The 23,492-nt window shown below is 68.8% G+C and carries 22 protein-coding genes, 1 tRNA gene and 4 pseudogenes; 14 read left to right on the top strand and 13 right to left on the bottom strand.

The genetic code is table 11. The features are described from left to right. Window positions 1-10 precede the first annotated feature (10 nt). Window positions 11-1,545 (bottom strand): annotated as a pseudogene (locus AC3IYI_RS42090) (ISL3 family transposase). Between the two features lie 121 nt (window positions 1,546-1,666). Between AC3IYI_RS42090 and AC3IYI_RS42085 the strand changes: the two are divergent. The 4 genes and pseudogenes from AC3IYI_RS42085 to AC3IYI_RS42070 form a co-directional block, all read left to right on the top strand. Continuing rightward, window positions 1,667-2,050 carry a hypothetical protein gene (locus AC3IYI_RS42085; RefSeq protein WP_489412223.1) on the top strand — a complete coding sequence of 128 codons (384 nt, stop codon included), beginning with the start codon at window positions 1,667-1,669 and terminating at the stop codon, window positions 2,048-2,050. 181 nt (window positions 2,051-2,231) lie between these two features. Continuing rightward, window positions 2,232-3,647, top strand: coding sequence for a phosphatidylinositol-specific phospholipase C domain-containing protein (locus tag AC3IYI_RS42080; RefSeq protein ID WP_489412222.1), 1,416 nt, complete (start codon window positions 2,232-2,234; stop codon window positions 3,645-3,647). A gap of 101 nt (window positions 3,648-3,748) precedes the next feature. Further along, window positions 3,749-4,572, top strand: a pseudogene (locus AC3IYI_RS42075) (IS3 family transposase); the annotation flags it as partial. Between the two features lie 121 nt (window positions 4,573-4,693). Continuing rightward, window positions 4,694-5,194: pseudogene (locus AC3IYI_RS42070) on the top strand (DUF4158 domain-containing protein); the annotation flags it as partial. Window positions 5,195-5,397: 203 nt separating this feature from the next. Here the strand turns inward: AC3IYI_RS42070 and AC3IYI_RS42065 are convergent. Then, entirely contained in the window at window positions 5,398-6,078 is a 681-nt protein-coding gene (locus AC3IYI_RS42065) for a hypothetical protein (RefSeq protein ID WP_489412221.1), read from the bottom strand. Window positions 6,079-6,349: 271 nt separating this feature from the next. Here AC3IYI_RS42065 and AC3IYI_RS42060 point away from each other — a divergent pair. Together AC3IYI_RS42060 and AC3IYI_RS42055 are read left to right on the top strand one after the other, a co-directional pair. Next, window positions 6,350-6,757, top strand: a pseudogene (locus AC3IYI_RS42060) (Tn3 family transposase); the annotation flags it as partial. 46 nt (window positions 6,758-6,803) lie between these two features. After that, window positions 6,804-7,745 carry a Tn3 family transposase gene (locus tag AC3IYI_RS42055; RefSeq protein ID WP_489412220.1) on the top strand — a complete coding sequence of 314 codons (942 nt, stop codon included), beginning with the start codon at window positions 6,804-6,806 and terminating at the stop codon, window positions 7,743-7,745. Window positions 7,746-7,977: 232 nt separating this feature from the next. Here AC3IYI_RS42055 and AC3IYI_RS42050 read toward each other — a convergent pair whose 3' ends face one another. After that, complete coding sequence (locus AC3IYI_RS42050; protein ID WP_489412075.1) at window positions 7,978-9,000, bottom strand: SpaA isopeptide-forming pilin-related protein; 1,023 nt, start codon at window positions 8,998-9,000, stop codon at window positions 7,978-7,980. A gap of 532 nt (window positions 9,001-9,532) precedes the next feature. On the opposite strand from AC3IYI_RS42050, the gene AC3IYI_RS42045 reads away from it, so the two are divergent. From AC3IYI_RS42045 to AC3IYI_RS42030, 4 genes are all read left to right on the top strand, one after another. Further along, window positions 9,533-10,429 carry a recombinase family protein gene (locus AC3IYI_RS42045; protein ID WP_489412219.1) on the top strand — a complete coding sequence of 299 codons (897 nt, stop codon included), beginning with the start codon at window positions 9,533-9,535 and terminating at the stop codon, window positions 10,427-10,429. A 120-nt stretch (window positions 10,430-10,549) separates the two neighbouring features. After that, window positions 10,550-11,011 (top strand): integrase core domain-containing protein, encoded by a 462-nt coding sequence (locus AC3IYI_RS42040; protein ID WP_489412218.1) that lies wholly within the window; start codon window positions 10,550-10,552, stop codon window positions 11,009-11,011. 316 nt (window positions 11,012-11,327) lie between these two features. Continuing rightward, window positions 11,328-11,825: a hypothetical protein gene (locus AC3IYI_RS42035; protein WP_489412217.1), complete on the top strand. Its 498-nt coding sequence runs from the start codon at window positions 11,328-11,330 to the stop codon at window positions 11,823-11,825. 550 nt (window positions 11,826-12,375) lie between these two features. Then, window positions 12,376-12,624, top strand: coding sequence for a hypothetical protein (locus AC3IYI_RS42030; protein ID WP_489412216.1), 249 nt, complete (start codon window positions 12,376-12,378; stop codon window positions 12,622-12,624). Window positions 12,625-12,693: 69 nt separating this feature from the next. On the opposite strand, the gene AC3IYI_RS42025 is transcribed toward AC3IYI_RS42030, so the two are convergent. From AC3IYI_RS42025 to AC3IYI_RS42010, 4 genes are all read right to left on the bottom strand, one after another. Next, a tRNA-Ile gene (locus tag AC3IYI_RS42025) sits at window positions 12,694-12,767 on the bottom strand. 973 nt (window positions 12,768-13,740) lie between these two features. Then, window positions 13,741-14,223, bottom strand: coding sequence for a single-stranded DNA-binding protein (gene ssb, locus AC3IYI_RS42020; protein ID WP_489412215.1), 483 nt, complete (start codon window positions 14,221-14,223; stop codon window positions 13,741-13,743). Between the two features lie 500 nt (window positions 14,224-14,723). Then, on the bottom strand, window positions 14,724-14,906 hold the full coding sequence (locus tag AC3IYI_RS42015; RefSeq protein ID WP_489412214.1) for a hypothetical protein: 183 nt from the start codon (window positions 14,904-14,906) through the stop codon (window positions 14,724-14,726). 289 nt (window positions 14,907-15,195) lie between these two features. Then, complete coding sequence (locus AC3IYI_RS42010; RefSeq protein WP_489412213.1) at window positions 15,196-15,675, bottom strand: hypothetical protein; 480 nt, start codon at window positions 15,673-15,675, stop codon at window positions 15,196-15,198. Window positions 15,676-16,894: 1,219 nt separating this feature from the next. On the opposite strand from AC3IYI_RS42010, the gene AC3IYI_RS42005 reads away from it, so the two are divergent. Beyond that, on the top strand, window positions 16,895-17,332 hold the full coding sequence (locus tag AC3IYI_RS42005) for a hypothetical protein (RefSeq protein ID WP_489412212.1): 438 nt from the start codon (window positions 16,895-16,897) through the stop codon (window positions 17,330-17,332). A 12-nt stretch (window positions 17,333-17,344) separates the two neighbouring features. Here AC3IYI_RS42005 and tpg read toward each other — a convergent pair whose 3' ends face one another. From tpg to AC3IYI_RS41980, 5 genes are all read right to left on the bottom strand, one after another. After that, window positions 17,345-17,902 carry a telomere-protecting terminal protein Tpg gene (gene tpg, locus AC3IYI_RS42000; protein ID WP_489412211.1) on the bottom strand — a complete coding sequence of 186 codons (558 nt, stop codon included), beginning with the start codon at window positions 17,900-17,902 and terminating at the stop codon, window positions 17,345-17,347. Window positions 17,903-18,072: 170 nt separating this feature from the next. Further along, the gene (locus AC3IYI_RS41995; RefSeq protein WP_489412210.1) at window positions 18,073-19,443 is read right to left on the bottom strand and encodes a replicative DNA helicase; all 1,371 of its coding nucleotides are present in this window, start codon (window positions 19,441-19,443) and stop codon (window positions 18,073-18,075) included. Beyond that, entirely contained in the window at window positions 19,440-19,778 is a 339-nt protein-coding gene (locus AC3IYI_RS41990; protein WP_489412209.1) for a hypothetical protein, read from the bottom strand. Before AC3IYI_RS41990 ends, AC3IYI_RS41995 begins: the two co-directional genes overlap by 4 nt. Window positions 19,779-20,750: 972 nt before the next feature. After that, window positions 20,751-21,047, bottom strand: coding sequence for a hypothetical protein (locus AC3IYI_RS41985; protein WP_489412208.1), 297 nt, complete (start codon window positions 21,045-21,047; stop codon window positions 20,751-20,753). Continuing rightward, window positions 21,044-21,295 (bottom strand): hypothetical protein, encoded by a 252-nt coding sequence (locus AC3IYI_RS41980; protein ID WP_489412207.1) that lies wholly within the window; start codon window positions 21,293-21,295, stop codon window positions 21,044-21,046. Before AC3IYI_RS41980 ends, AC3IYI_RS41985 begins: the two co-directional genes overlap by 4 nt. A gap of 245 nt (window positions 21,296-21,540) precedes the next feature. Here AC3IYI_RS41980 and AC3IYI_RS41975 point away from each other — a divergent pair, with 245 nt between their 5' ends. Genes AC3IYI_RS41975 through AC3IYI_RS41965 form a run of 3 tightly spaced genes read left to right on the top strand, consistent with a single transcriptional unit; the run spans window position 21,541 to window position 22,324 of the window. Beyond that, a complete protein-coding gene (locus AC3IYI_RS41975; RefSeq protein WP_489412206.1) occupies window positions 21,541-21,702 on the top strand; it encodes a hypothetical protein in 162 nt (53 codons plus the stop codon). Continuing rightward, window positions 21,699-21,857, top strand: coding sequence for a hypothetical protein (locus tag AC3IYI_RS41970; RefSeq protein ID WP_489412205.1), 159 nt, complete (start codon window positions 21,699-21,701; stop codon window positions 21,855-21,857). Before AC3IYI_RS41975 ends, AC3IYI_RS41970 begins: the two co-directional genes overlap by 4 nt. Further along, window positions 21,854-22,324: a hypothetical protein gene (locus AC3IYI_RS41965; RefSeq protein WP_489412204.1), complete on the top strand. Its 471-nt coding sequence runs from the start codon at window positions 21,854-21,856 to the stop codon at window positions 22,322-22,324. Before AC3IYI_RS41970 ends, AC3IYI_RS41965 begins: the two co-directional genes overlap by 4 nt. A gap of 65 nt (window positions 22,325-22,389) precedes the next feature. Here AC3IYI_RS41965 and AC3IYI_RS41960 read toward each other — a convergent pair whose 3' ends face one another. After that, complete coding sequence (locus AC3IYI_RS41960) at window positions 22,390-23,142, bottom strand: GntR family transcriptional regulator (RefSeq protein ID WP_489412203.1); 753 nt, start codon at window positions 23,140-23,142, stop codon at window positions 22,390-22,392. Window positions 23,143-23,492 lie beyond the last annotated feature (350 nt).

Raw genomic sequence — 23,492 nt, 5'->3', positions numbered from 1 at the left:
GGGTGGGGCGTCAGTTGAGCAGGATGAGCTGGCGAAGAAGACGATGACCTGCACGGCCATACATCAGACGCTTGATGAGTTTGATCTTGTTGTTGACGCCTTCCGTGCGGCCGTTGTGGTGGGGCAGGGTCACAGCGGCGTCGACAGCGGCGCGGTCGCGTTCCAGGCCGTTCGCGAAGGAGTGCAGGAAGGGCAGGTCGGCGGCGCGAGCCCGGGTGATCCAGCCGGTCAGTGCCTCTGCATTGCTCCCGTCCGGGACCAGCAGGTCGGCGAAGGTGCGGAGCTGGCCCGCCAGCGCGGCCATCTCGGGACAGGCGCCGGCGAGCTGGTCACGCAGGGTGCGCTGATCATCGTCGAGGCGGTCCGGGCGGGTGGTCATCAGACGGGTGACGCGGCGCGGGGAGAGGGCGGCGTGGTCGGCTTCGACGCGACCCTGGTTGATGTAGCGGACCAGGAGATTCGCGCTGCCGGTGTAGCCCATGTCCCGGATCTCGGCCAGCAGGTGGGTGGTGGGGACTGCCGCGCCTCCGGCACGGCGTTCTCGCAGGTGATCGCGGTAGGGGTCGACCAGGCCTGGCCGGTAGGTGGGAGTGCGGACGAGCCGGTCGGGCTCGCTGTGGCGGGCGTAACGCTTGACGGTGTTCAGGGTCAGGCCAAGCCGACGCGCGCACTCAAGGAGACTCACCCCGGCGTCCAGAAGCTCACGGATCTGGCGCCAGCGTTCCGTGTTGTCGCAGCCTGCTTGCCCTCCCGCAGCGGTGGTCCGAACTTCCCCCAGCACGAGCCGTGGGCACTCACTTCCTTCCACGCAGCCTCGGCGAGCCCGTGCCACAGGTGCCATCTGTCCATGACCTGCACAATCGTCGGGTCGGCGGCGCGGGTCGCCTGGGCGAAGCCGCCGGAACCGTCCCGACAGACGACCCGGACTCCGGGATGCTCGCGCAGCCAGGTGGTGATGGTCGCGGCCCGCCGATCCGACAGCACCTCGATCCGCTCGCCAGTCTCCGCGTCGATGACGATCGTGGCGTAGCGGTGGCCCTTGAGCAGGGCGAACTCATCGATCCCGGCTACCCGTGGCACCGGCCGGTCCGGCGGAGCGATCCGCATCAGGCAGTTCAGCACCGTCGACCCGGACAATGCGTGGTGCAGGACGGTGAGTAGCCGGGCGCCGGCCGAGCCCGCCAAAGCCACCGCGACCGCCTCGACCACTCGTCGCAGCGCCGGGGTCCGCCGCTGGTAACGCTCCGTCAGACCAGCGACCTGCTCAACGAAGGTCACCTTCGGACAGTCAAGGTTTTCGCAGTACAACCGCCGTACCGACAGGTCGATCACCAACGAACGCCCGCCCACCGCCTCGCCCGCGACATGACGCACGTACCGCGAGTGCGTCCACTGCGACATCTGCCCGCACTGCGGGCAGGCCCGGGGTATGCCGTCCCTGGTCACGGCGGTGATCCGCAGCGCCTCCGGGCTGGTCTCCACCCTCTCGATCCGTAACCCAGCCAGCTGCGGCAGTAGTTCCTCGACAGCAACAACACACGTCACCAGCCTGGCAGCAGCGGCCCCGCCCCCGTAACGGATCACCGCAACGATCAACGCCTACGAAAATCTTGGAAGAGCCGCTCGTTTGACAGACCCCCTCTTAGGGCATCGCCGAGGACCTGCTGTGGCCAGCCTCCGGCGGCGCGTACGCGGTCTGGTGGGCGGACCCACTGCGGACAACTACTTGTCGGCGTGGGTGCGCCGTGCACTGCTGGATCACGTCACCTCGTTGATGCGGTCAATGCCGTTCATGGAGCCGCGCCTGTTCGTCCTCGCCGACCGCACCAATACCGGCGAGGTCGCCGAGCGGATAGTCGAGGGCCCTGGCCTGCAGCGGATGCCAGCCTGGACGTGCGCTGCCAGGGTCGACATGCTCGCGGACGCCGAGACGCACGAGCGGGCCCTATGGCTGGTCGCTCCGCTGTCCGGCGGCGCCAGCACCCTCACGGCGCCTTTGGGGGCCCTGTACGGCAAGGTGTCGACCGTGCTTAGCCTCATATGCACATAGGCCAAACATCCCAGGTGCTCTACCTGTGGGTAATCAATTGCCCTAACATCCGTACGCCAACGGTTCGGCGGATCAGAACCCGTCGACCGGATCGGTGATCAGCCACTGTCGGCCGACACAGAGACGGATCAGCATGCGTAGACAGCGGGACCTCACCGCACGCCGTGGCGTCGCTGCCCTCGTGGTAGCGGTGTTCGCCCTTACAGCACTCGGCGGGGGAAGCGGCACGGCGGCAGCGCTGCCGGGTCTGTCCTCGTCGGCCTTCAACAGCCTGACCGAACAGTCCCATACGGACTGGATGCGGAACTTGCCGAACTGGCTCGGCCTCGGTGCCATGTCGATACCCGGCACTCACGACACCCTGGCGATCCATGGAGGCTTGGCGCCATGGGCCTACGAAGCCCAGGAGAATCACGGCGACGGCGCCGCGACGCTCAATGCCCAGCTCACCGCAGGTGTTCGCGCAATCGACATCCGGGTACGGGTGGTGAACAGTGGCGCCGCTTTCGCTATCCACCACACCAATGTCTATCAGCACGCCAACTTCGACGATGTGCTCGCCAATGCCCGCAGCTTCCTGTCCGCTCACCCGCATGAAACGATCTTGATGAAGCTCACCGGTGAGTGCGACGCCAACTCAACCGAGGGTGGCAGCGGCACCGACTCGATCGGCCACTGCGTCGACGACCCTTCCACAACCACGCGTGACGACCGGATCCGGATATTTCGCAGCTATCTCGCCCGCTATCCAGGCCTGTTCTACGCGCCCACCGTCGCTGGTAACTCCACCGCTGACGTGCCGAACCTCGGCCAGGTCCGCGGCCGCATCGTGCTCACGGACTTCAGCGGCCCTGGCGGCCGCTACGGGGGCTACGGGCTTAGGCAGTACACCAGTAACATCGAAAACGACTGGCAGCAGTGCGACACCGGCAAGAAGTGGGCAGTGGCACGCGCCAACATCGCCTCAGCCTCCGCCGATACCACGAGCCAGATGTATACCACCTACCTCTCTGCAAATTGCGCACCGTTCGGCCCTGGTCCGGCCGAGGTGGCTGGCGGCGGCCTGTTCACCACCGGCGTGAACCAACTTGCCCTGAACGGTCTACTCGGCAACGGCTCGACCCAGCTGCCCCGCACCGGGGTGGTCCTCATGGACTATCCCGGCCATGCCCTGATCGGTACGATCATAGCCCGCAATAGCCTCCCAGCCACGGCTATCAGCTTTCGCGCACACGCTAACGGCCGCCTCGTCACCGCAGAAGACGGAGGCACCTCCCCACTCATCGCCAACCGAACAGCGATCGGCCCCTGGGAAAAATTCGACGTCCTCCACAACACAGACGGCAGCGTCAGCTTTCGCGCACACGCTAACGGCCGCCTCGTCACCGCAGAAGACGGAGGCACCTCCCCACTCATCGCCAACCGAACAGCGATCGGCCCCTGGGAAAAATTCGACGTCCTCCACAACACAGACGGCAGCGTCAGCTTTCGCGCACACGCTAACGGCCGCCTCGTCACCGCAGAAGACGGAGGCACCTCCCCACTCATCGCCAACCGAACAGCGATCGGCCCCTGGGAAAAATTCGACATCCAGTAAGAGGTATTGAGGCGGAACTGTTGAGTTGCCTACTCGATGGTGTAGCGGACTGAACCGCCCCGGTGTGTTCGGAGGCTCCACTTCGTGAGGAGATGGAGTCCATGTCACGTCCTTCGAGGAACTACCCGGCTGAGCTGCGGGAGCGTGCGGTGCGGCTGGTGGCCGAGGTTCGGCCCGATCATCCGACCGAGTGGGCTGCGATCTGCTCGGTCGCCGGCAAGCTCGGCATCGGCGCCGCGGAGACGCTGCGCAAGTGGGTCCGGCAGGCCGAGGTCGACGCCGGCACCAGGGCGGGGACCAGCACGGCAGAGTCGGCGGAGCTGCGCCGGCTGCGGGCCGAGGTGCGGGAGCTGAAGCGGGCGAACGAGATCCTGCGGGCATCCTCGATTTTCTTCGCGGCCGAGCTCGACCGGCCACGCAGGTCCTCGTGAACTTCATCAGCGCCCACAAGGACACTACCGGCGAAGCAGGGGTGCGGTGGGGAGTCGAGCCGATCTGCCGCGTGCTGAGTGAGCACGGAGCGCCGATCGCGGCGTCCACCTACTACGACGCCGCAACCCGGCAGCAGCGTCACTCCGGCTCCGGCGGGATGTCCTCGCGGGATGAGGTGCTGAAGCGGGAGATCACCCGCGTGTTCGACAAGAACTTCCGGGTCTACGGGGCGAGGAAGGTGTGGCTTCAGCTCAACCGGGAGGGAATACCGGTAGCCCGGTGCACCGTCGAGCGGCTGATGCGCGAGCTGGGCCTGCGCGGCGCGGTCCGCGGCAAGAAGCACCGCACTACGGTGCCGGATCCGGCCGCTGCCCGCCCCGTCGACCTGGTGCAACGCCGATTCAACCGGCCGGCGCCAAACCGGTTGTGGGTCACCGACTTCACCTACGTGGCCACCCTGACCGGCACGGCCTACGTCGCGTTCGTCATCGACGTGTAGGGGTCCCGCCGGTAACGCTGCTGGATTGAACGCTAAGGAATGATCATGGTTCGAGGGGTCTCGGTTCGATCACTGCCGGGGCGGCTGTGACACCTGTTGCCTAGCGTCACGGAATGTGACTGTTGAGTATCTTTCAGAAGATCAGATAGCCCGGTACGGACGCTTCGCCGGGGAGCCGTCGGCGCAGGAGCTGGAGGAGTTCTTCCGGCTGGACACAGTGGCGCTGGAGCAGGCGGCGGCCAAGCGCCGCCCTCACAACCGGCTGGGCTGGGCGGTTCAGTGGGGCACGGTACGGATGCTGGGCGCCTTCTTGTCGGCGCCGGCCGAAGTGCCGCCTGGGGTGGCCGAGTTCGTCGCGGACCAGTTGGGGGTCGACGATCCGTCGTGTCTGAAGCTGTACCCGGAGCGGCTGCCGACCCAGCATGAGCACGCCCGTGAGATCCGGAAGCTGCTGGGGGTCCGTGACTTCGAGGACGGTGACCTGGCCCTGCGGGAGTACATCGCGGGGCGGGTGTGGGTGTCGAACGAGGGGCCTCGGGCGCTGTTCGACCGGGCGGTGACGTGGCTGCTGCGTAACCGGGTGTTGATGCCGGGGCTCACTCAGCTGGCCCGTCTGGTCGGTGAGGTCCGTACCGGCGAGCAGGCGCTGATCTACTCGGTGGTGGACGCTCCGGTGGATCCGGAGTTCAGGCGCTCGTTGCTGGAGCTCCTCGATGTCCCGGAGGGGGTCACACGGTCTGTGCTAGAGGGGTGGCGCAAGGGCCCGCAGGATGTGTCGGGGCGGGGGCAGAAGGCCGCGTTGGAGCGGACGCGGGACATTCACGGGGTGAAGTCGGGCGAGCTGGATTTGTGGCGGGTGCCGCCGGTGAAGCTGGCGGAGCTGGCCCGGTACGGGATGAGCGCGCACGCGCCGACGCTGCGCAGGCTGGCAGAGCCGCGGCGTACGGCGACGGTGCTGGCCACGATGCGGCATCTGGAGGGGTCCTCGGTTGATGACGCACTCACGCTGTTCGACGTACTCATGGCCACGAAGCTGCTGGCCCGCGCGGAACGCGAGGAGGACAAGGCCAAGCTGGTGGGGCTGCCGCGCCTGCGGAAGGCCGCGGCGAAGGTGAGGGACGCGGTCTCCGTGTTCCTCGACGTCCCCATCGAGAGTGACGGCGGCGAGGTCGGCGGGGAACCGGTGCCGCTGAGTGTGGCCCAGGCGTGGGAGATCATCGAGCAGCTCATCACCCGCGAGGAACTGGCCAGGGCGATCGTGGAACTCGGCGAGCTGTTGCCCGAGGGTACGGACGAGGATGCGGACACCGCCTGGCGCAAGCAGCTGCTGGAGCGGTACGCGACGGTGCGGCCGTTCACCTCACTGCTGGCCGAGGTGATCCCGTGGGGTGCGACGCAGGCCGGCACACCGCTGGTGGAGGCGCTGCGGGAGCTGCCGAAGGTCCATGCCCGGCGCAAGCCCGGCCCCGAGCACATCAACGCGTCGCTGCTGGACGGCACGTGGCGGCGCCTGGTGCTGGGCAACCCGCTGCTGGCACCGAACGGGTACATCGACAAGCACGCGTGGACGTTCTGTGTGCTGGAGGGGCTGCACACGGCGCTCAAGCGCCGGGATGTGTTCGCCAGGGGTGCGGACAACTGGGGTGACCCGCGGGCAAGGCTGCTGTCGGGGCCGGACTGGCAGGTCAACAGGCCAAGGGTGCTGACCGCGCTGGAGCTGTCGGGCAGTGCGGATGAGCACCTGGGCGAGCTGGAGGTGCTGCTGGACGAGATGTACGCGCATGTCGCCGAGGGCCTGCCCCACAACGCGGCGGTGGACATCGTGGACGGGAAGATCCGCCTGGACCGTCTGGAGGCGGAGCCCGAGACCGCCGGGTTCAAGCCGGTGCACGACGCGGTGCAGGCGATGCTGCCGAGGATCGACTATCCGGAGCTGCTGCTGGAAGTCCACGCCCGTACCGGCATGTTCGACCCTTTCGAGCACATCGGCGGGAAGGTCGCCCGCCCCGCCGATCTGGATCTCACGCTCACCGCGCTCCTGGTCAGCAAGTCCACGAACATCGGGTTCGAGCCGGTGATCAAGCCCGGTGAGAAGGCGCTGACCCGCTCGCGGCTGGCCGCTGCGGAGTGGGGTTATTGGAACCTGCCCGGGATGAGTGCCGCCTCCGGGCTGCTGGTCGCCCGGCAGGGTGACATCGACCTCGCCTCCGACTGGGGTGGCGGCCATGTCGCCTCCGCGCGACGGGATGCGCTTCAACGTACCCTTGCGCTCGATCCACACCCGCCCGAACCGGAAGTACTTCACCGGGCGCGGAGCGACGTGGCTCAACGTCGTCTCGGACCGGGTGATGGGCCTGGGCGGCATCGTGATGCCCGGCACACTGCGCGACTCGCTCGGCATCCTGGACGCGATGTTCAACTTGGACGGGCCGGTCCGCCCGGAGATCGTCATCACCGATACCGGTTCGTACAGCGACCTCGTCTTCGGGCTCTTCGCGATCTGCGGCTACCAGTTCTCCCCCAGGATCGCCGACATCTCCGACGCGCGGCTGTGGCGGCTGGACATGTCCAAGGACTACGGGCCGCTCCAGCTGGTCTCCCGCCAGCGCGTGCAGGTCGAGCGGATCCGGCAGAACTGGGAGGACATGCTCCGCGTCGCCGGCTCGCTCACGACCGGCAAGGTGCGGGCGTACGACCTGCTGCGGATGATGACCAGCGGCGACCGCATGACGGGCCTCGGCGACGCGTTCGCGCACTACGGCCGGATCTTCAAGACCCTCCACCTGCTCCAGTTCATCGACTCCGAGGCATACCGGCGCATGATCGGTGTCCAGCTGAATATCGGCGAGGGCCGCCACGCACTGGCCCGGAGCATCTTCTTCGGACGGCTCGGCGAGCTCAGGCACGCCTACCGGGAGGGGATGGAGAATCAGCTGGGGGCGCTGGGCATGGCGCTGAACGCGGTGGTCTGGTGGAACACCCTCTACATGGACGCTGCCGTCAAGGAGCTGGAGGCTGGCGGGCTGACCATCTCACCGGAGATCCGCTCCCGGCTCTCTCCGCTGGTCCATGAACATATTAATTTCCATGGCCGGTACCCGATCGTCCGCTCCCACGGCGACGGCTCACTGCGCCCGCTGCGCGACCCGGCCGCCTCCGAGGAATAGCCCCAGGCAGCAGCCGGCCCCGGCCGCGCCCCACGGAGGGAAGGGCGGCGTCCGGGGTCGATGGTGCGAACACTGCGTGCTCCTCGGGCGCGTTGGTGCCGTGGTACATGGCCAATGGGCGCGGGCGGATCGAGCTGGTTTCACCAGCTCGATCCGCCCGCGTGGCTCATCAGTGCCCACTTATCTGACGGTCGCGTCCGGTCAGCTGCTCACCGGGCAGACGCGATCCAGGTCACGGGTCGATGTGGAGGAGGCAGTTGTAGTCACCCGGCGGCAGGTCGTTGATGTTGAGCTGGACCGGGTCCGAGGGGCCGGCGCTGTTGCCGTTGCACGTGATGGTGGAGCTGATCTCGCCCGACTCCTGGCCGTCCACGCGCACCAGGACGTCAGCGAGCGGGTCGTTGGTGAACGTGGCGGTGGCGGCAGCGGCGGGCGGACGGTTACCGCAGTCCGTCCCGGCGACGACCTGCACGGTCACGTCCGTCTGGCTGGCGTCGCCGTATCCCGGGGGAGGCGTCGTCTCGTTGACGGTGTACGTGCCGGGCTGAAGCCCGGATACGCAGACCTCGCCGATGGTCGGGTCCTCATCTGGGGCCGCCATGGTCGTGTCGTCGGTCACGCTGGCGCTGTACTCTCCGGGACCGGTAATCGAGAACACCGCGCCGGCCTGGCTGACCAGGGGGTTGCCCGCCTTGGTGCTCTTCTTCAGGATCTTGAGTGCACCGGGACGCGGGGCCTCGCCGATGCAGAACGAGATGTGGCTGAGGCCGTAGAAGCGGTTGTTTTGCGGGTTGACCGGGGCGTGCAGGTTGGTGTCGTCCGTGTTGCCGCTGGGCTGGTAGTCGTAGAAGTTGGCGTTCGGGCCGCCCTTGACGATCACACCGAAGGCGGTGAAGTCGCCGTCGAAGTTGTAGTCGAAGACCTGCCCGCTCGAGGTGTTCCTGACGTCGACATCGAGCGTGCCGGTCAGCCCGTTGAAGGACAGCGGGATGTTGTTCGCGTCCACGGGGGGATCCTGTCGGAACTCGAACAGGAACGCGCCCGGCATGAGGTCGTCGCAGTCAGGGTTGCCGGTCCGCTGCACAGGCTGCTTGCCGTCCCCGCTCGGGGCCCCGGCCACGGCCTGCTGGGCAGTCGCGAAACCGGCGAACGGGACGGCGAGTGCCGTGACCATGCCGACGCAGAGGAGCGAAGCCCTGAGCGTCGCCCGCCTCGGCTGCTTCTTGCCCCGAGATACTCCAGCGGTTACTGCCATGAAGTTTGCTCCACCTTTCGCGCACGAGACCCCCGGCCGTTTCTCTGGCCGATCAGGTATCGAGTCACGGCAGAGTCTGGCCAGAAGTCGAGCTCGCGCGGCCGCGCCACTCACTTCCATACACCGACCGAACGCGTATCAGGGGCCATTCGGAGCAGCCGAGGCCTCACCGTCGTCAAGATCCCCTACGAGCCGACCAATGCATGGGCAGTTCCTCGCTGACCCGCCGACCCAGGACCGGCCGATCGGCGGGCAGCAGCTGGCCGGTCGAGCGCGGCACCTACCGCAACCAGCCCCTCGGCGGCCCGCAGGACGCGGTGGCCGACTGCAAGCTGCTGCTTGTGAAGCTCGAACAATGGCCGCCACGATGCCCGCCGGGCCCTGGTGATCATACGAGTGCACGGGACGGACCGGCGGGAGCCCGGATGTTTCATAGGTGTTCGCCTGTGAAACGCCGTCACCCGACGGACGCGTCCAGGGCGAACCGTGTTTCATGAGTTGTTGCAAACGACTCGACAGCTTGAAACCACTCATGAAACAGTCGAGGCTCGTGAGCGACGACTTCAAGCGCGTGGAATCGCACGACTGCCCGATGTCCACCTGCGCCGCCCCCGCGGGCTCGCCGTGCCGCACCGGCAAGGGCAAGGTGGCCATCCAGTACCACACCGCCCGCTTCCGCCTGGTGCCCCAACTTGGCAAGGTGCTGAACGTGCCGACCCCCGCCGTGCGCAAGCCCGGCGCGGTCTGGACCGAACTGCCCCGCCCGGTGAACATCGGCGCCGAGCCGGTCGGGCACGTCCGCCTCGGCTACGCCCGCGCGTCCACCGCCCGCCAGCTGCTCGACTCGCAACTCGACTCCCTCACCGAGGCCGGGGTGACCCGGATCTTCTCGGAGAAGATCTCCACCCGCGCCGCCAAGCGGCCCGAGCTGGAGGCGGCCGTCAGCCTCGCCGGCGAACTGCGCGCCTCCGGCGTGCGCGTCACCCTCGTCGTCCACGAGCACAAGCGGCTGGGCCGTGGCATCGAGCTGGCGACGCTGGCCGAAGAGCTGAAAGCCGGCGACGTCGGCCTGGAGTTCCTGACCGGAGAGCTCAAGGGCTCGCACGACCCGTCGGGCGTGGTGTTCACGGTGCTGGCCGCCCTGTCCGGCATGGAGCGCGAGTACATCCGCGACCGCACCCTGGAAGGCCACGAATCCGCCCGCACACGCGGCAAGACCATCGGCGGGGCCAGCGTCGCCGACGACGCCATGCTTTCCATGGCCCTCCACCTGCGCGACCAGAAGATGAGCCTGCGCGACATCGCCGCCCGGCTCGTCATCACCACCGGCAAGAAGAAGGGCCAGCATCCCTCGCCCGCGACCGTCATGCGGATGCTGCGCGAACACGATGAGCAGACGGCCGCCGCTGACGGAGCCCACCCACGGTGAACTGCGGTTCCAAGTCGTGCTGCTATCCCTTCCGGCCGTATCTCGGCTGGCCCCATCAGGCGACGCCGGACCATGATCATTCCTTAGCGTTCAATCCAGCAGCATTACCGGCGGGACCCCGTGTACGCCCGCCGGATCATCGGCTGGTCCGCGGCCGGCCACATGCGCACCGGCCTGGTCCTGGACGCCCTGGAGATGGCGGTCGCCGCCCGCTTCCGCACCGGTGCAACCGACCTGCACGGCCTGGTCCACCACAGCGACGCCGGGGCCCAATACCTCGCTATCCGCTACACCGACCACCTCAAGGAAGCCGGGATCGCCCCGTCCGTGGGCACCATCGGTGACGCGCTGGACAACGCCCTCGCCGAGACCACCATCGGCCTGTTCAAGACCGAGATCATCAAGCCGAACGGCCCGTGGCAGTCCCTGACCGACGTCGAGATCGCCACCCTGACCTGGGTCGACCGGTACAACAACAACCGCCTGCACAGCGCCTGCGACGACCTCACCCCGGCCGAGGCCGAGCAGGCCCACTACGATCACCACCACGGCCCCGTCCGGGCCGCTCATCCAACAAACTGAGTCCCCGGACACGCCGGGGCGGTTCAGTACGGGGAGCGCGAGGACCAGAGGGTGGTCCCGGCACCGGGGCCGCCACCTCTGGACAGCGGACGATCGCCAGAGGCAGGCAGGCGCCGGGACCACGTGGGACCCCTCCCCGGGCGAGACAGCAGGAGTACGAGAGCCCGCCCCGGGCCGGGTGTGCATTACCCAGCACCTCAACGACCCACCCCCGCCCCAGACACGGCACCACCCCGAACCGCGCCGCGGAGTACGCCTCCCCCCTTCGCAGGGAACTTCCTGAACTCTCCGCCACGCCCCGGGCGGTCCTGGGACCGTGGCTACATGGACACCGCCGCCGGCCCCCAGCCGGCCATCGCCCAGCGGGCCCGGACACGGTGAGCGCGGGGCGCTCCCGGGTCTGGCTATCGGGAACGTACGGATCCGGGCCGACAAGGTCACCGCGGTCACCCCGGCGGATGGCAGCCTCCACTCCGATGTCACCGGCCACCCGAACGGGCTGATCTTGTGGCTCCCGCCGGGGGCAGAGCGCATCGGGCGCAACGGCCAGCCGGTCGACTGGGCGGACGAACTCCTCCGTGTCATCGAACAGGCCGCGGCGCTGCCGGTCGGGACGCTCGTCACGTTCGCGGCCGTCAACGACTTCCACGCCGCCGGCTTCACCGCCCGCGCGCTGAGCGGTGACGACCGAGCCCTGATCGAACCGCCGCTGCATCCGGTGGCGGACATCATGCCCCCGCGCCCGATCCCCGACTCGTGGGCCCGGCCGATCCCTTCCCCCGGCAGGAAGTCGGGGCCGCGCGCGTCCCGATGAGCTGGCTCGGGGTCTACAGGTTCACCTCGATGTAGTCGATGTCGGTGAACTCGACGAGGAGGCCCTGAGCGCGGTTTCCACCGTCCTTGAAGTACGCCTCTTGGAGGCCTTCCGCGGCGATCGCCTGAAGCTGCGCTTCGGGGGCGCCGGCGTCCTGGGCGGCGAGCAGCCGGCCCGACGGCTGCGAAGATCAGGGCCGCGGCGGTGGGGCCTGCCCGCCACGGCAGCTGCGGTCCCGCGGGCTATCTCCCGGGACCGCAGCCCGCCCACTCCGCCACAGCAGACCCGCACCGGACTCTGTCCGCCTTTCGGATGTCCGCCCCACTGCCCACGCAACCACCGCCCTACCCGCGTCGTTGAACGCCCGGGTACAACCCCGACCCGCACAAACATTCGAATCCCAGAGCCCGCACTCTGCGTACGGATTGACCAGAGCACGGGCCACCCCGCAACGACCGAGCACACAGGCTGTCGCCCCCGCGCCTGCCCTACCCGGCCAGCAACAAGGGCAGAGCCACGGAAGTGCGGGGCTCTCCGGCAGAATGACGGCATGAGCAGCGACGATTCCCTGGAAGCGGCAGACCAGGCCCTGCGCCAGGCACAGGAAGCCCTGCGCGCAGCCCGCCGACACCTCACCCAGGCCGTCCTGAGCGCCTACGCGAACGGCGAAAGCGTCGCCCGGATCGCCGAACGCACCCACAGGACCACCACCGAGGTCTGGAACACCCTCGCCGTCCACGGCATCACCCGCGGCAACGCACACCTCAACGGCACCGGACCCCACCAACCCACCGCCTAAAACCCACACCCTGTCGCGGGTTCCTGAAAATTCAGGAGCCGTTGCCCCCACCACCAGCCGGCCGCCCAGTGGGGTGGGTGGGACTTGAACCCACGACCGACGGATTATGAGTCCGCTGCTCTGACCAGCTGAGCTACCACCCCAGCATCAGCACCTCTGATTAGAACACTCAGCCGATCACATGTCCTGCCAGCCACAGGCCCGGCTGTACCCGGCCAGGATGGGCGGCTGCCAACAGCCCTCCCGCCGTCTGCGATCACGGAATACCGGGAAACGGCCTTCGGACCGGCCCCCTGGACGGAGCCAGGCGGGAACCGGATCGCTTCACACGCCCCAGCACCCGCCCGGTCCACCACCCGGCAATCGCACTCCAGGGGCATCAGTGATCCCGGGCAGCCGGTACGCCCCCGGGCCGCGGCCCGGGCAACCATCCCGCCTGGGCTCGTTGCCACCGGGGGAAGGCCTCCCCCAGCTGTGGACCGGCCGTCCACGGTCCACCCCACAGCTGACACAGAGCGCCCCCGCCACCGAGCCGCCTACGCTGTCCTCATGGACCAGGGCCGATCCTCACCACAACCGGGCGTCTGTCGGGCGGACCCCGTCCTGGCACGCGGCTGCCGGCTCTGCGACGCTGGGGCACCCTCACCGAACCCCGCACCAGCCGCCTGACCCTCTGCCCCCGCTGCCAACCCCAGAACACACCCCAGGACAACACCCCACCATCCACAAACCCACACACAACCTGTGAATAACAGGCAAGACTCACCTTTTCGTTAATTCGCCAGACCGGTGTCCAGACACCGCGGCCCGATGCCGGTAAACTGAACGACCGGCATCAAGCGCGCAGTGACCTCCAATGCGCCCGACAGCACGGCCGCAAGCAGCGGCCAAAGAGACCTGTGCCGCGCTGTGGGGCCGGCGCACCATCCGTCGGAGCCCAGGAAGCCGGGCGCGTCCCCACCCTGTTCAACTTCAACGACCGAACAGCCCCATAGGCAGCGCCCAGCACAGACTTTTCCACTGCTGGAGACTTCCCCGGGGACACCAGGCCCGATCCGGCACCGCCCAGCGTGCCTGCCTTCCCGCCCCAGCCGGGCGAGGGAAGCCAGACAGCGTTCAGAACGGTGCGTCAGCACCCACTGGCCCTTCAGGGCCCCGCCCGGGCGGGGCGGGTGGGGCGGGCTGGGCAGAAGCCCAGGGATCGCCCGGTGCGCTCTCCCGTGCCGGGCCGGGGCGCGCGGTGCGGGTGACGTGGACGGTCGCGAACATCATGGACGCTCCGATGTCGTCGACGTCCAGCACTGTCTTCGAGCGTTTCTCGCCCTCCGGGCTCTCCCACCGCTCGGTCCGCAACCGGCCCGCGACCACGACCCGGGCACCCTTGCCCAGCGACGTGGCAGCGTTCTCGGCGAGCTGGCGCCACACCGTGCAGTCCAGGAACGTCGTCTCACCATCCCGCCACTGCTCCGTATCCCGGTCAAAGGAACGCGGAGTCGAAGCCACCGTGAACCGGGCAATCGCTATCCCGTTCGGCGTGAACCTGAGCTCCGGCTCCTCCACCAGATTCCCGATCACCGTCAAAGGCAGATCATTACGCATCCACCCAGACTGACACGCCCCCACCCACGAGCACGCCACAGCCCGGCAAACCCGGCCCAGGCACCCCGAGCCTTCCCGGACAGCGACCCCACCCCGGCAGGACGACATGCCGGAAATAATCAGCACACCCAGCACACCTTTCACGCTGCCCGGAACCACGGCCCGGCACAGTCGTTGGCACAACTGCCTTCCCCCGAGGCGCTCAGGGCCCCGCGCAGCCGTAGCCGCGGCGCCCTGAGCATGAACCAGGACACCCGGACAGCGCACAACCGATGCCGCCGGCAGTCGTTGGACAGCCCGCCGTAGCCCGGCACACACATCAGGGCCTCGCAACCGTCGGCCCCGCGAGGCCCTGATTGCTTTGCCCGAACCGAGCTCATCCCCAGAGCCCATCGCGCCCCAACTCAAAAACCTACGCCGCCGCAGTCGATGAACGCGGGCGCTGCCGTCCTCGGAGTACGCCTCCTGCAGCCCTTCGTCTCTCGGCGGCAAGGGGCCGGTCAGGGGACGTCCAGGTCCGGGGTGGCCAGGATGTGCAGGGCCCGGTGTTCGGCACCGGCCTGCGCAGCTCCCGCGCCGAGCAGCCCTGCGGTCGCTGCCTGTTTCAGTGCCCCGCTGAGCTCCTCGCAGCGTGCGCAGCTCGCGAACCATCCGGGCAGGAGATCGGGGTGACGGTTGGCCATGTGGCGTGCCAGCCTTGTCACTGGCGGGCCGGGTGTGTCACGAGGGGAGGGTTCCCCGGAACGGGCGGGCTGCTGCTCGCTCTGGCGCAGCCGGACGCATTGCGGACAGGTCACCGGCGGGTCTGCAGAATCGGCACTCATGCCCGCGAAAATAGCGTCCCCGCGTCTCCTGCACCCGTCCCGGCTCGGCTTCATGGACCGGCTGGCCGACACCACGCGCACCGTGGCGGGCGCCCTCCATCCGCCGGGCCTCGGACAGCGGTCGCCTTGGCCGCATGGTGTGCGCGGTTCAGCTGACGGCGGCCTGGGATGGCAGGGGGTGCCGGGTCCGTTGGCGGGCGGCCGCGCTGGCCATCCGGCTCCGGTGCGCCGCTATCCCGTACTCGGCGGGGGTGCTTGCGGTCAGTTGCCCGTGAAGGTTCTGGATCGCCTGGTCGAGGGCGAGGGCGATGCGCGGGCGTTTACGGCTGCGGATCACCCCGATGGTCTGGGTGCTCGTCTGGAGGCGGCTTGCCAGGAAGCTGGTGGGCCAGCCACGCTCGGAGAGATCCTGCAGGCACGTGGCGCTCGTGCCGGAGGGGGCCAGTCCCGGATGGCGGCGCCGTCCGGTGAGACCGGCCAGGGGTACGCCCAGGATCGCTTCGGCGGTGGTGCGGTGGACGGGCGGCTGCTGATCCGCAGGCTGGCGCAGGAGACGGCGGACCAGAGTGACCGATACTCCCGAGATCTCCGCGATGTCACCGGCCGACAACCCGGCATCACGCAGCATGGCGGCGCGCAGTGCTGCCCCGGAAGCGGGAATTCTGGCGGGACGCCCCGCCTGGAGGTCCCTGGTACGCCGGGCACGGTCCCGGCGGGCCGCGGCCCTGCACTCGGGCAGGAGGCATCCGTAGTCCGCGCAGGAGGGACTGCCGTGCCGGACACGTGAGCCTGCCGGCCGCCCGCGGCCAGCACCGCCGGCGCCGGCGCCGGACTGTGCCGGAGTCGCAGATGCTGTTGAATTCATCTCGGCTGGGGACCCGTTCCAATCGCTCTCAACCCCGCATCCTACCGGCGCCCTCCGATGCCCCGCAGACCGGCTGCATCAGCACCAGGGGGTGCGCGGGGTCATCGGATGCACCGGCCCGCCATCCGCCCAGGACGCAACGACTGCCCGGTTTCAGCCACCTGTGGACAGTCCATGGACACTGCGGTCCGGAACCGCCGGGACAGACGGCCCCTGTCCGGTACTCATGGACGAGATGGCTCCCCTCCCAGATACGCAGGGGCCGTACCCCGGCCCGGACTCCTCCCAGCCGGCCACTGCCCGCAGGGGCGGTGCCGGGCCGGTCTCACGGTCTGCCGCCGCACCGGCAGACCGTGAGATCAACACACCTTTCACACCGCCCGTAACCCGCTGCCACGCCCACTTGTTCACCAGTTGCCTCACCTCCGAGGCGCCCAGGGCCCTGCCCCTCTTCCATTTTCGTGGCAGGGCCCCAGGCATGGTCAGGAGCACCCGGTCGGTCCACATGCTCCTGGCCACACTCGGCACCGGAATGCCGGCCGCAGCGAAGTGGGTTCCAGAGTCGGCCACGTCCAGCGACCCGTGCCAGCTTGATGGAGTCTCCATGGGAACCACTCCGGCGCGAATCCCCGGGCAGCCAGCTCGTGTCCGATACCCATGGACTCTCAGGCCCCTGTGTCCTCAGGGCGCCTGACCGGAGTACCGGCTCCACCAGTTCTCCTCCGATCCGGGAAGGGGCCGGTACCCGACCCAGCGGAGTCTGGTGTATCCATGGCGTACGGGCCCATCCACAGGGCCCGCCCCGGGTACCGGCTCCCTGGTTCTCCCCCCCGATCCGGGTTGAGCCGGTATGCCGGTACGTGTACCCTCTTCGCGGGACTCTTCCTGAACTAGCCTCCGCGCCCGTACGGTCCTGGGATCGTGGGTTCATGGACACCACCACCGGCCCCTGGCCGGCCACCGCGCAGCAGGCGCAGCCGTGGTGAGCGCGGGACGCGCGCGGGTCTGGTTGCTCGCCGCTCGCGTACGGATCCGGGCCGACAAGGTCACCGCGGTCACCCCGTCCGATGGTGGCCTCCACCTCGACGTAACCGGCCACCCGGGCGGGCTGATCCTCTGGCTGCCGCCCGGGGCGGAGCGGATCGGGCGGAATGGTCAGCCGGTCGACTGGGCGGACGAGCTACTTCGTGTCATCGAGCAGGCCGCGGCGCTGCCGGTCGGGACGCTCGTCACGTTCGCGGCCGTCAACGACTTCCACGCCGCCGGCTTCACCGCCCGCGCGCTGAGCGGTGACGACCGAGCCCTGATCGAACCGCCGCTGCATCCGGTGGCGGACATCATGCCCCCGCGCCCGATCCCCGACTCGTGGGCCCGGCCGATCCCTTCCCCCGGCAGGAAGCCCGGCCGCGAGTCCCGCTGAGCGGGCCGGGGTCTACAGGTTCACCTCGATGTAGTCGATATCGGTGAACTCCACGAGCAGGCCCTGGGCGCGGTTCCCGCCGTCCTTGAAGTACGCCTCTTGGAGGCCTTCCGCGGCGATCGCCTGTAGCCGCGCTTCGGGGGCGCCGGCGTCCTGGGCCGCAAGCAGCCGGGCCGCGAGTTCGGGCCCCAGGTGCTGGGTGATCCGGCGCATCCGGCCGTCGTCGCTCGTGCCCGGGGCCGCGGTGAAGCCGAACCGGGCGCGAGTCTCGATGACCATGCCGGTCCACTTCGCGGCCTTGTCCCGGGCACGCTTGCGCACCAGGGGCTGCCACCGGCGCCGCACTTCGGCCGCCAACCGGTCCGCAAGCGCCTGCTTGGGCCGCTTGATCTGGTCTTTGACGTACCGCTCCACGGTGCGCTGCGCGACGCCCAGAAGGGCCGCTACGGCCTTCGTGGAACCCTTGTGCTGCCGCACGAGGTAGCGGACCTGCGCGCCCGCCGACTTCGGTATGGGGCGGGTGAATCCTGCTTGCGAGGCCCGGTCCAGGCCGTCTCCAACGATGCCCATGAGGTTCTTCACTTCCGTCTCAGATGTGCACTCAGGTAACACAAGGCCGCACACGCCGCGCTGAGCGGCCATCAGGGACTCTCCGTGCCGGGAAGGGTCGGGTTGCCCTGGGGGGCGCTCAGCGGGGCGTACAGCGGGGCGTACAGCGGCGTTGCGGGGGCTGCGGGTGGTCAGTCGTCCATGCGGTCGCTGCTCATGTCCCGGATCCGCGAGTAGTGGAACTGGTGCGCGGCTGTGATCACGGAGGTGGGCCCGTTTCGGTTCTTCGCCAGGATCAGATCGCTCTCTCCGGCCCGGGGGCTCTCTGGGTCGTAGGCGTCCTCGCGGTGCAGCAGGATGATCCCGCTTGCGTCCTGCTCCAACTGCCCGGAGTCGCGCAGGTCCGAGACGGCCGGCTTCTTCCCGTCGCGCTGCTCGGAGCCGCGGTTGAGCTGTGCGCAGCAGATGATGACCGCGCCGGTCTCCTCCGCGATGATCTTGATTTCGCGGCTGACTTCACTCACCCGCTCGTACGCGCTCTGCCGGGTGTTGCGCTGGTCGGTGTACATGAGCTGGACGTAGTCGATGATCACCAGCGGTGCGCGGCCGGTCTGCCGGATCAGGGCTTTGATCCGGGAGCGGACGAGTCCGGGGGTGACGCGGGGGGTGTAGTCCATCCACAACGGAAGTTCGCTGAGGTCAGGCAGGCGCCGGGCGATGCGCGTCCAGTCGTCTTCCGTGACGGCCGGCCCGCCCTCCATCAGGTGATGCAGCGCCACCCGGGCCTTGTGGGCCAACACGCGGTTGGTGACTTCCGCGCGGCCCATTTCCAGGCTGTGCACCAGCGTGGGCCGGCCCGAGGACGCGTTGGCGAGCGCGACACCGAGCGTCATCGCGCTCTTGCCCATCGCCGGGCGCCCCGCCACCACAATCACGTTCCCCGGGCGCAACTTCAGCACGTAATCCAGGTCGGTCAACCCCGTGATCGCGGAAGCCTCGACCACGGTCTCCAGGCCGTCCAGGTGCTCACCAAGATGGTCACCGAACCGACCGAACAGATCGTCCGTCTCCGTGGTGTCCGCGGCCAGGTGCTCCAGTTCAGCCTGGTGCGCCGAAATCGCGTCCGTCACCCCGCCCGGGTCGGCCTGACGGGCCATCTGCATCCCGCGCACCAGGGCCTGCTGGTAGCGGCGCAGCCGGGCATACCCGTGGATCAGACCGGCGTAGTGGCTGGCCTCCACCGATGTGCAGGCCTGCGAGGCGATCCGCGAGAGCCGCACTGCTCCGCCGACCTTGTCCAGGTCGCCGCTGCGCCGAAGCTCTGCCTCCACCATCGGCACACCGGTGGGCTTGCTCCGGCCGTGCAGGGCCAGGATCGCCCGCCAGATCGTCTCGTGGTGCGGGTGGAACCAGTCACCGGAGTCACGCAGGTTCTCGGCAACGGCGACGACCGGGTCGTAGTCCGGCGTGGCCATCAGGCAGGCACCGAGGGCGAACGTCTCAGCCTCGGTACTCGCTTCCTCGGTGGCCGACTGCTGCGCGGGAATGTCCAGGGTGGTCACTGCTGGGTCTCCTTCGCGGTGTCGGTGCTGATGCCGGGGTGTGTGCAGCGAACCGGCGGGGCGTCGTCGCTGAGCGTCGGGTCATCAACCCAGCCGTACTGGTCACACGCCGGGCAGGCCGCGCGCAGCGCCCCGATGCTGCGGCGGTCGGGGCCCGCGTCCGCCGGCGCGGTCGCCGCGGCCGGCTTGCGGTAGCGGCGCAGATCCGCCACCCAACCGGGAAGGCACTTCGGCCAGGACACCGCCCCGCCGGTGTTCTTCAGGATGTCTTCCTCCAACAGCACCCGCTGCGCCTGGTCCAACTCTGCGACCGGCGGCCAGCCCTGCTCGCGCATCGTCCGCACAAGACGCGGTGCCGCATGCCGCGCGGTGGCTGCCCCCGGCTGCCACTGGCTCATCTGCTGCAAGAAGTCCGAAGCGGCCGCGATCTCTTCCTCGTCGGACTTCGTCTCCTCCCGCTGTGACGGGAGCGCCCCGGAGGGACCGGTGAGGAGGTTGGAGGAGGAGGAATCCTCCTCCTCCGTGGGGGGGGCAGAGCGGAACCGGGTTTTTCCGGATTTCGGCTCTGACCTGCGGAAACGTCGTCTGAGGGAAACCCGCTTTTTGCGGTTACCGCTCCGGAAGCCGGAAAAAGCGGTTTCCGGGTCTGACCAGGCGAAACCCGCTTTTCGCGGTTTTCGCTCGCGGGTCCTGGCTCCGAACCCCGCTTTTTGCGGTTTTCGTCGCTGACCTGCGACAACGTGTTGATCCCGTCAGCTGTGTACTGGGGGTTGTTGGCCGGGTTCCGGTACGCTCGGTAGCGCCACTCAGGGCGCTTCGTCGCGGGGTTGTAGACCGACGTGCGGAGCAGGTGGCCGGCCTTGGTCAGACGCTTGGAGATCTTCGCGAACCGCTCGTCGCTCATCTTCCAGCCCCGGGCCGCGCGCATATCGGCCACCAGGTCCTTGCCGGCAGCCTGCGCGGTCGCAGGGAGCAGCAGCAGGTGCACCAGGACCCCGATGTCTTCCGGCTGGAGCCCCTGGGTCTCGGCGACAGGCCGAGTGATCACAGCCTCTTCCGGGTCTTCCTGCGCACGCTCGAAAACGCTGTTCGCGAACCGTTCCGTCACAGGGCCACCCCCGTAGCCAGCGCTGTGACGTTGCCCTCTGTCCTACGGACCTGCTGTGCGCGTACCCTCAAGGGAGCGCCCTCCTGACTTTGCTCGATTCAATGGAGGCGCTTCTCCGATCGGGTCTCGACACCCGGTCGGGGCCTCCAGGCCTTGCCATCGGCAGGGCCTGTTGTGCTGTGTGGGGCCGTCTTCGGTGTTACTCCTGGGCGTTCGGGTCGCGGCCGACCTGAAGAGCGGTGAGCAGCTCGATGATCGTGGCCGTGCCGCTCCGCATCTCGTCGCGCAGCTCGGCCACCGTGTTGTCGAGCGCGTCCAGTCGGCCGTTGACCGTGGAGAACCCGTCACGGACCTCACGGCGAAGCGCGGCCTGTCCCTCGATCACCGCCGCGAAGTTTCCGCCGGTCTGCACCTGAAGTGCTTCCACGCGGTCTTCGACCGCTTCCACGCGGCGGGTAAGCGCGTCGACTTCGCTCTGAGCTGGGTTCTTGCTCATGACTCCCCCTCGTTCTTCCTGGCGGCCGGCTGCTTGGGTCGGACCTCAATGCCTGCCTCGTTGATCAGCGCGTACAGCGTTTTGCTGCTGATTCCCGCGATTTGCTTGATGCGGGTCCGGTTGGCGCCCGTACGGGCTGCGTCGATGACGCACGTGGTGACGGCGTCCTGCGCGTCGTCGCGGACGCGGACAGCGTTGGCCAGCGCGCGCAGCGCTGTGGCCTGCTGCTCTTCCGGAATTTCAACCATGCCCCCGAGCATAGCCGATGCGAGCAAAAGGGCAATTGATTGTTTCCGAGGGGCATTCTGTGTAGCGTCGTTCTTGCACGACGGACCGGCCACCACGGCGGGAAGCCTCCGGGCATTCCTATGCCCGGCACAACTGAATGCGGCCCTGACCTGGTGCTACGAACACCTGGCCAGGGCCTGAGACACACACCCATTCCTGACAGAGACAGGGAGGTGCGGTCCTGCCATGGATCGTATCGAGGTAAGTGATCACAACGAAGACCCGGCCACCGTGCCGGTGGCCGTCCGCGACCCGCTCCGTCGTCTACGACGCGGTGCTGACCGGGATCGGTCGGGCGTACGGGGGCGGCCGGCTGACGGTGCTGTCCTGGACGCTGGCCCCGGAGTCCCTGGGCGGTGCCCGATGACCGCGCAGCCCGGGGCGTACGACCCCTCCGTTGAATCGGCCACCGCGGCCGCCATCGCCAACGCCACCGCCGCGGCCATCGCGGCCGACGCCGCGCGCCAGGCCGCCGAGCAGATCCGGGCCGCTGCCGCGCAGCAGTCGGGCGGTGCCAAGTGAGCGCCCGCACGTACGGTCCGGGGTTCTACCAGTGGGCGCTGGCCGCCGAGTTCCGCAGCGCGGTCCCGGCGTCGGTGTCCGGCTACGGGGTCATCGAGTTGACCGAGGCGGAGTCGGAGCTGTCCGTCTGCGCGCGGCTGGTGCGCGAACTGGGCGGTCCGAACCTGGCCGGCCTGGACTCCACCGCCGCGTTCACCCTCCGGCCCGCACGGGCCGGATCGGGCGCCGAGCCCGTCGCGGCCCCGGTCGAGACCACGGTGACCTACACCCTGACGCCGGGCTGGATCGACGTGGACGTCTTCGGCTGGGAGTTGACCAGCGTCGACCTGGCCGACTGCCACGCCACCTTCGCCCCGGGCGCTGACCTGGATGTCGAGATGGCCATGAGCTGGGCCGAGTCGCTCATCGGCTCCCGCCAGGCCTGGCGCCACGTGCGTGAGCGCGGCTTCGACCGGTGGGAGGCGTAGTGGCCCGGGTCAGCCGGTACCGCGCCGGTTTCCCCTACGGGGGCTCCCTGATCACCCCGGGGGGATCAGGGAGTGAGTGGCAGGTTGTCGTACGTCAGCCGGAGCCGGTCCGCCGGGGCGACGGACCGCAGCACTTCGAGGGGCCGGCCGTCCGCGTCGCGGGTCACGCGCTCGATCGTGATCACGAGCAGGCGCACGCTGATGCGGAGCTGCGCGGCTTCGGTTTCCGTCGGGGGCCGCGCTTCGACGGACTCGCTTGCGGTGTCCGGGACGTGGCCCGCCGCGGTGAGCGCGGAGTACGCGCCGGACTGCACCTTCTCGAGCCGGTCGAGCCCTGCCGCCTGGGCGATCGCCTTCGGGTAGTAGGCGTGCTGGACCTGCACGACGTCGTTCGGCCGAATGATCGCGTGCCGTAGCCGGTAGACGATCGGGTCGCCCTCAGCGAGTTCGAGGAGGGCGGCCAGATCGGCGGGGGCTTCGACGGGGTCGACCTGGACGAGCACCATCTCGCCCTCGAGGCCGGCGGCTGCCGTGGTGCTCTCCCACGGGCCCCTGGGGCTGCCGGGCGCGAGGACGCTGCGGTACCGGCTGAGCGGCAGCCGGACCGGGGTGCGGTGCCGTACGACGGTCCCCGCCCTCTTGGACGCGACGACCAGACCGGCGTCGGCCAGCACTCCGACCGCCTTGCTGATCGTCTCCTTCGAGACCCCGAACTCCGCCATCAGGGCGGGGTTCGTCGGGATCTTCTCGCCGACGACGTATTCGTCTGCGTCGATGCGGCGTCGCAGCTCGGACGCCACTTCCTGGTAGCTGGGCAACTCCTCACCTCCTTCTCTCTGTCGACACCTTAAAGCCTATCGCCTAGGCGTTGACAGGGGTATCGCCTAGGCGATACTTTTTGTGACGTAGCCACTACGCACCACGGCTCCACCGCACGAGACGCCCGGACTCCGACCGCCACGGCGCAAGGACAAGGCAGCGGCCGTTACTTGAGAACTCCATCAGAGGACGCACCGCACCCTGGACCGCAGCCACGGCTGGGCAAGGGGAGAGCGGGCGTCAGAGGTACAGGCAAATGCGACAAGCCGCAGGCCCTGCCGCGCAGGCAGCACGCACCTTCTCCCATGCCGCCCCCGCGGGCGGACAAGTGATCCATATGCGCGGTGAG

The sequence above is a fragment of the Streptomyces sp. GL_148 genome, assembly GCF_057834205.1.
The sequence above is the reverse complement of the archived record's forward strand: the minus strand, read 5'-3'. Positions and strand labels throughout refer to the sequence as shown.

Excerpts from the sequence above, each read along its gene's own strand:
- AC3IYI_RS42015 (WP_489412214.1), bottom strand. The coding sequence starts at position 14,906 with ATGGCCAACCGTCACCCCGATCTCCTGCCCGGATGGTTCGCGAGCTGC.
- tpg (WP_489412211.1), bottom strand. The coding sequence starts at position 17,902 with ATGGGCATCGTTGGAGACGGCCTGGACCGGGCCTCGCAAGCAGGATTC.
- AC3IYI_RS41980 (WP_489412207.1), bottom strand. The coding sequence starts at position 21,295 with ATGGTTGAAATTCCGGAAGAGCAGCAGGCCACAGCGCTGCGCGCGCTG.
- AC3IYI_RS41990 (WP_489412209.1), bottom strand. The coding sequence starts at position 19,778 with ATGCGCGAGCAGGGCTGGCCGCCGGTCGCAGAGTTGGACCAGGCGCAG.
- AC3IYI_RS41985 (WP_489412208.1), bottom strand. The coding sequence starts at position 21,047 with ATGAGCAAGAACCCAGCTCAGAGCGAAGTCGACGCGCTTACCCGCCGC.
- AC3IYI_RS42055 (WP_489412220.1), top strand. The coding sequence starts at position 6,804 with ATGTCGCCTCCGCGCGACGGGATGCGCTTCAACGTACCCTTGCGCTCG.
- AC3IYI_RS42010 (WP_489412213.1), bottom strand. The coding sequence starts at position 15,675 with ATGCTGCGTGATGCCGGGTTGTCGGCCGGTGACATCGCGGAGATCTCG.
- AC3IYI_RS41970 (WP_489412205.1), top strand. The coding sequence starts at position 21,699 with ATGACCGCGCAGCCCGGGGCGTACGACCCCTCCGTTGAATCGGCCACC.
- ssb (WP_489412215.1), bottom strand. The coding sequence starts at position 14,223 with ATGCGTAATGATCTGCCTTTGACGGTGATCGGGAATCTGGTGGAGGAG.
- AC3IYI_RS42045 (WP_489412219.1), top strand. The coding sequence starts at position 9,533 with ATGAAACAGTCGAGGCTCGTGAGCGACGACTTCAAGCGCGTGGAATCG.
- AC3IYI_RS42050 (WP_489412075.1), bottom strand. The coding sequence starts at position 9,000 with ATGGCAGTAACCGCTGGAGTATCTCGGGGCAAGAAGCAGCCGAGGCGG.
- AC3IYI_RS42030 (WP_489412216.1), top strand. The coding sequence starts at position 12,376 with ATGAGCAGCGACGATTCCCTGGAAGCGGCAGACCAGGCCCTGCGCCAG.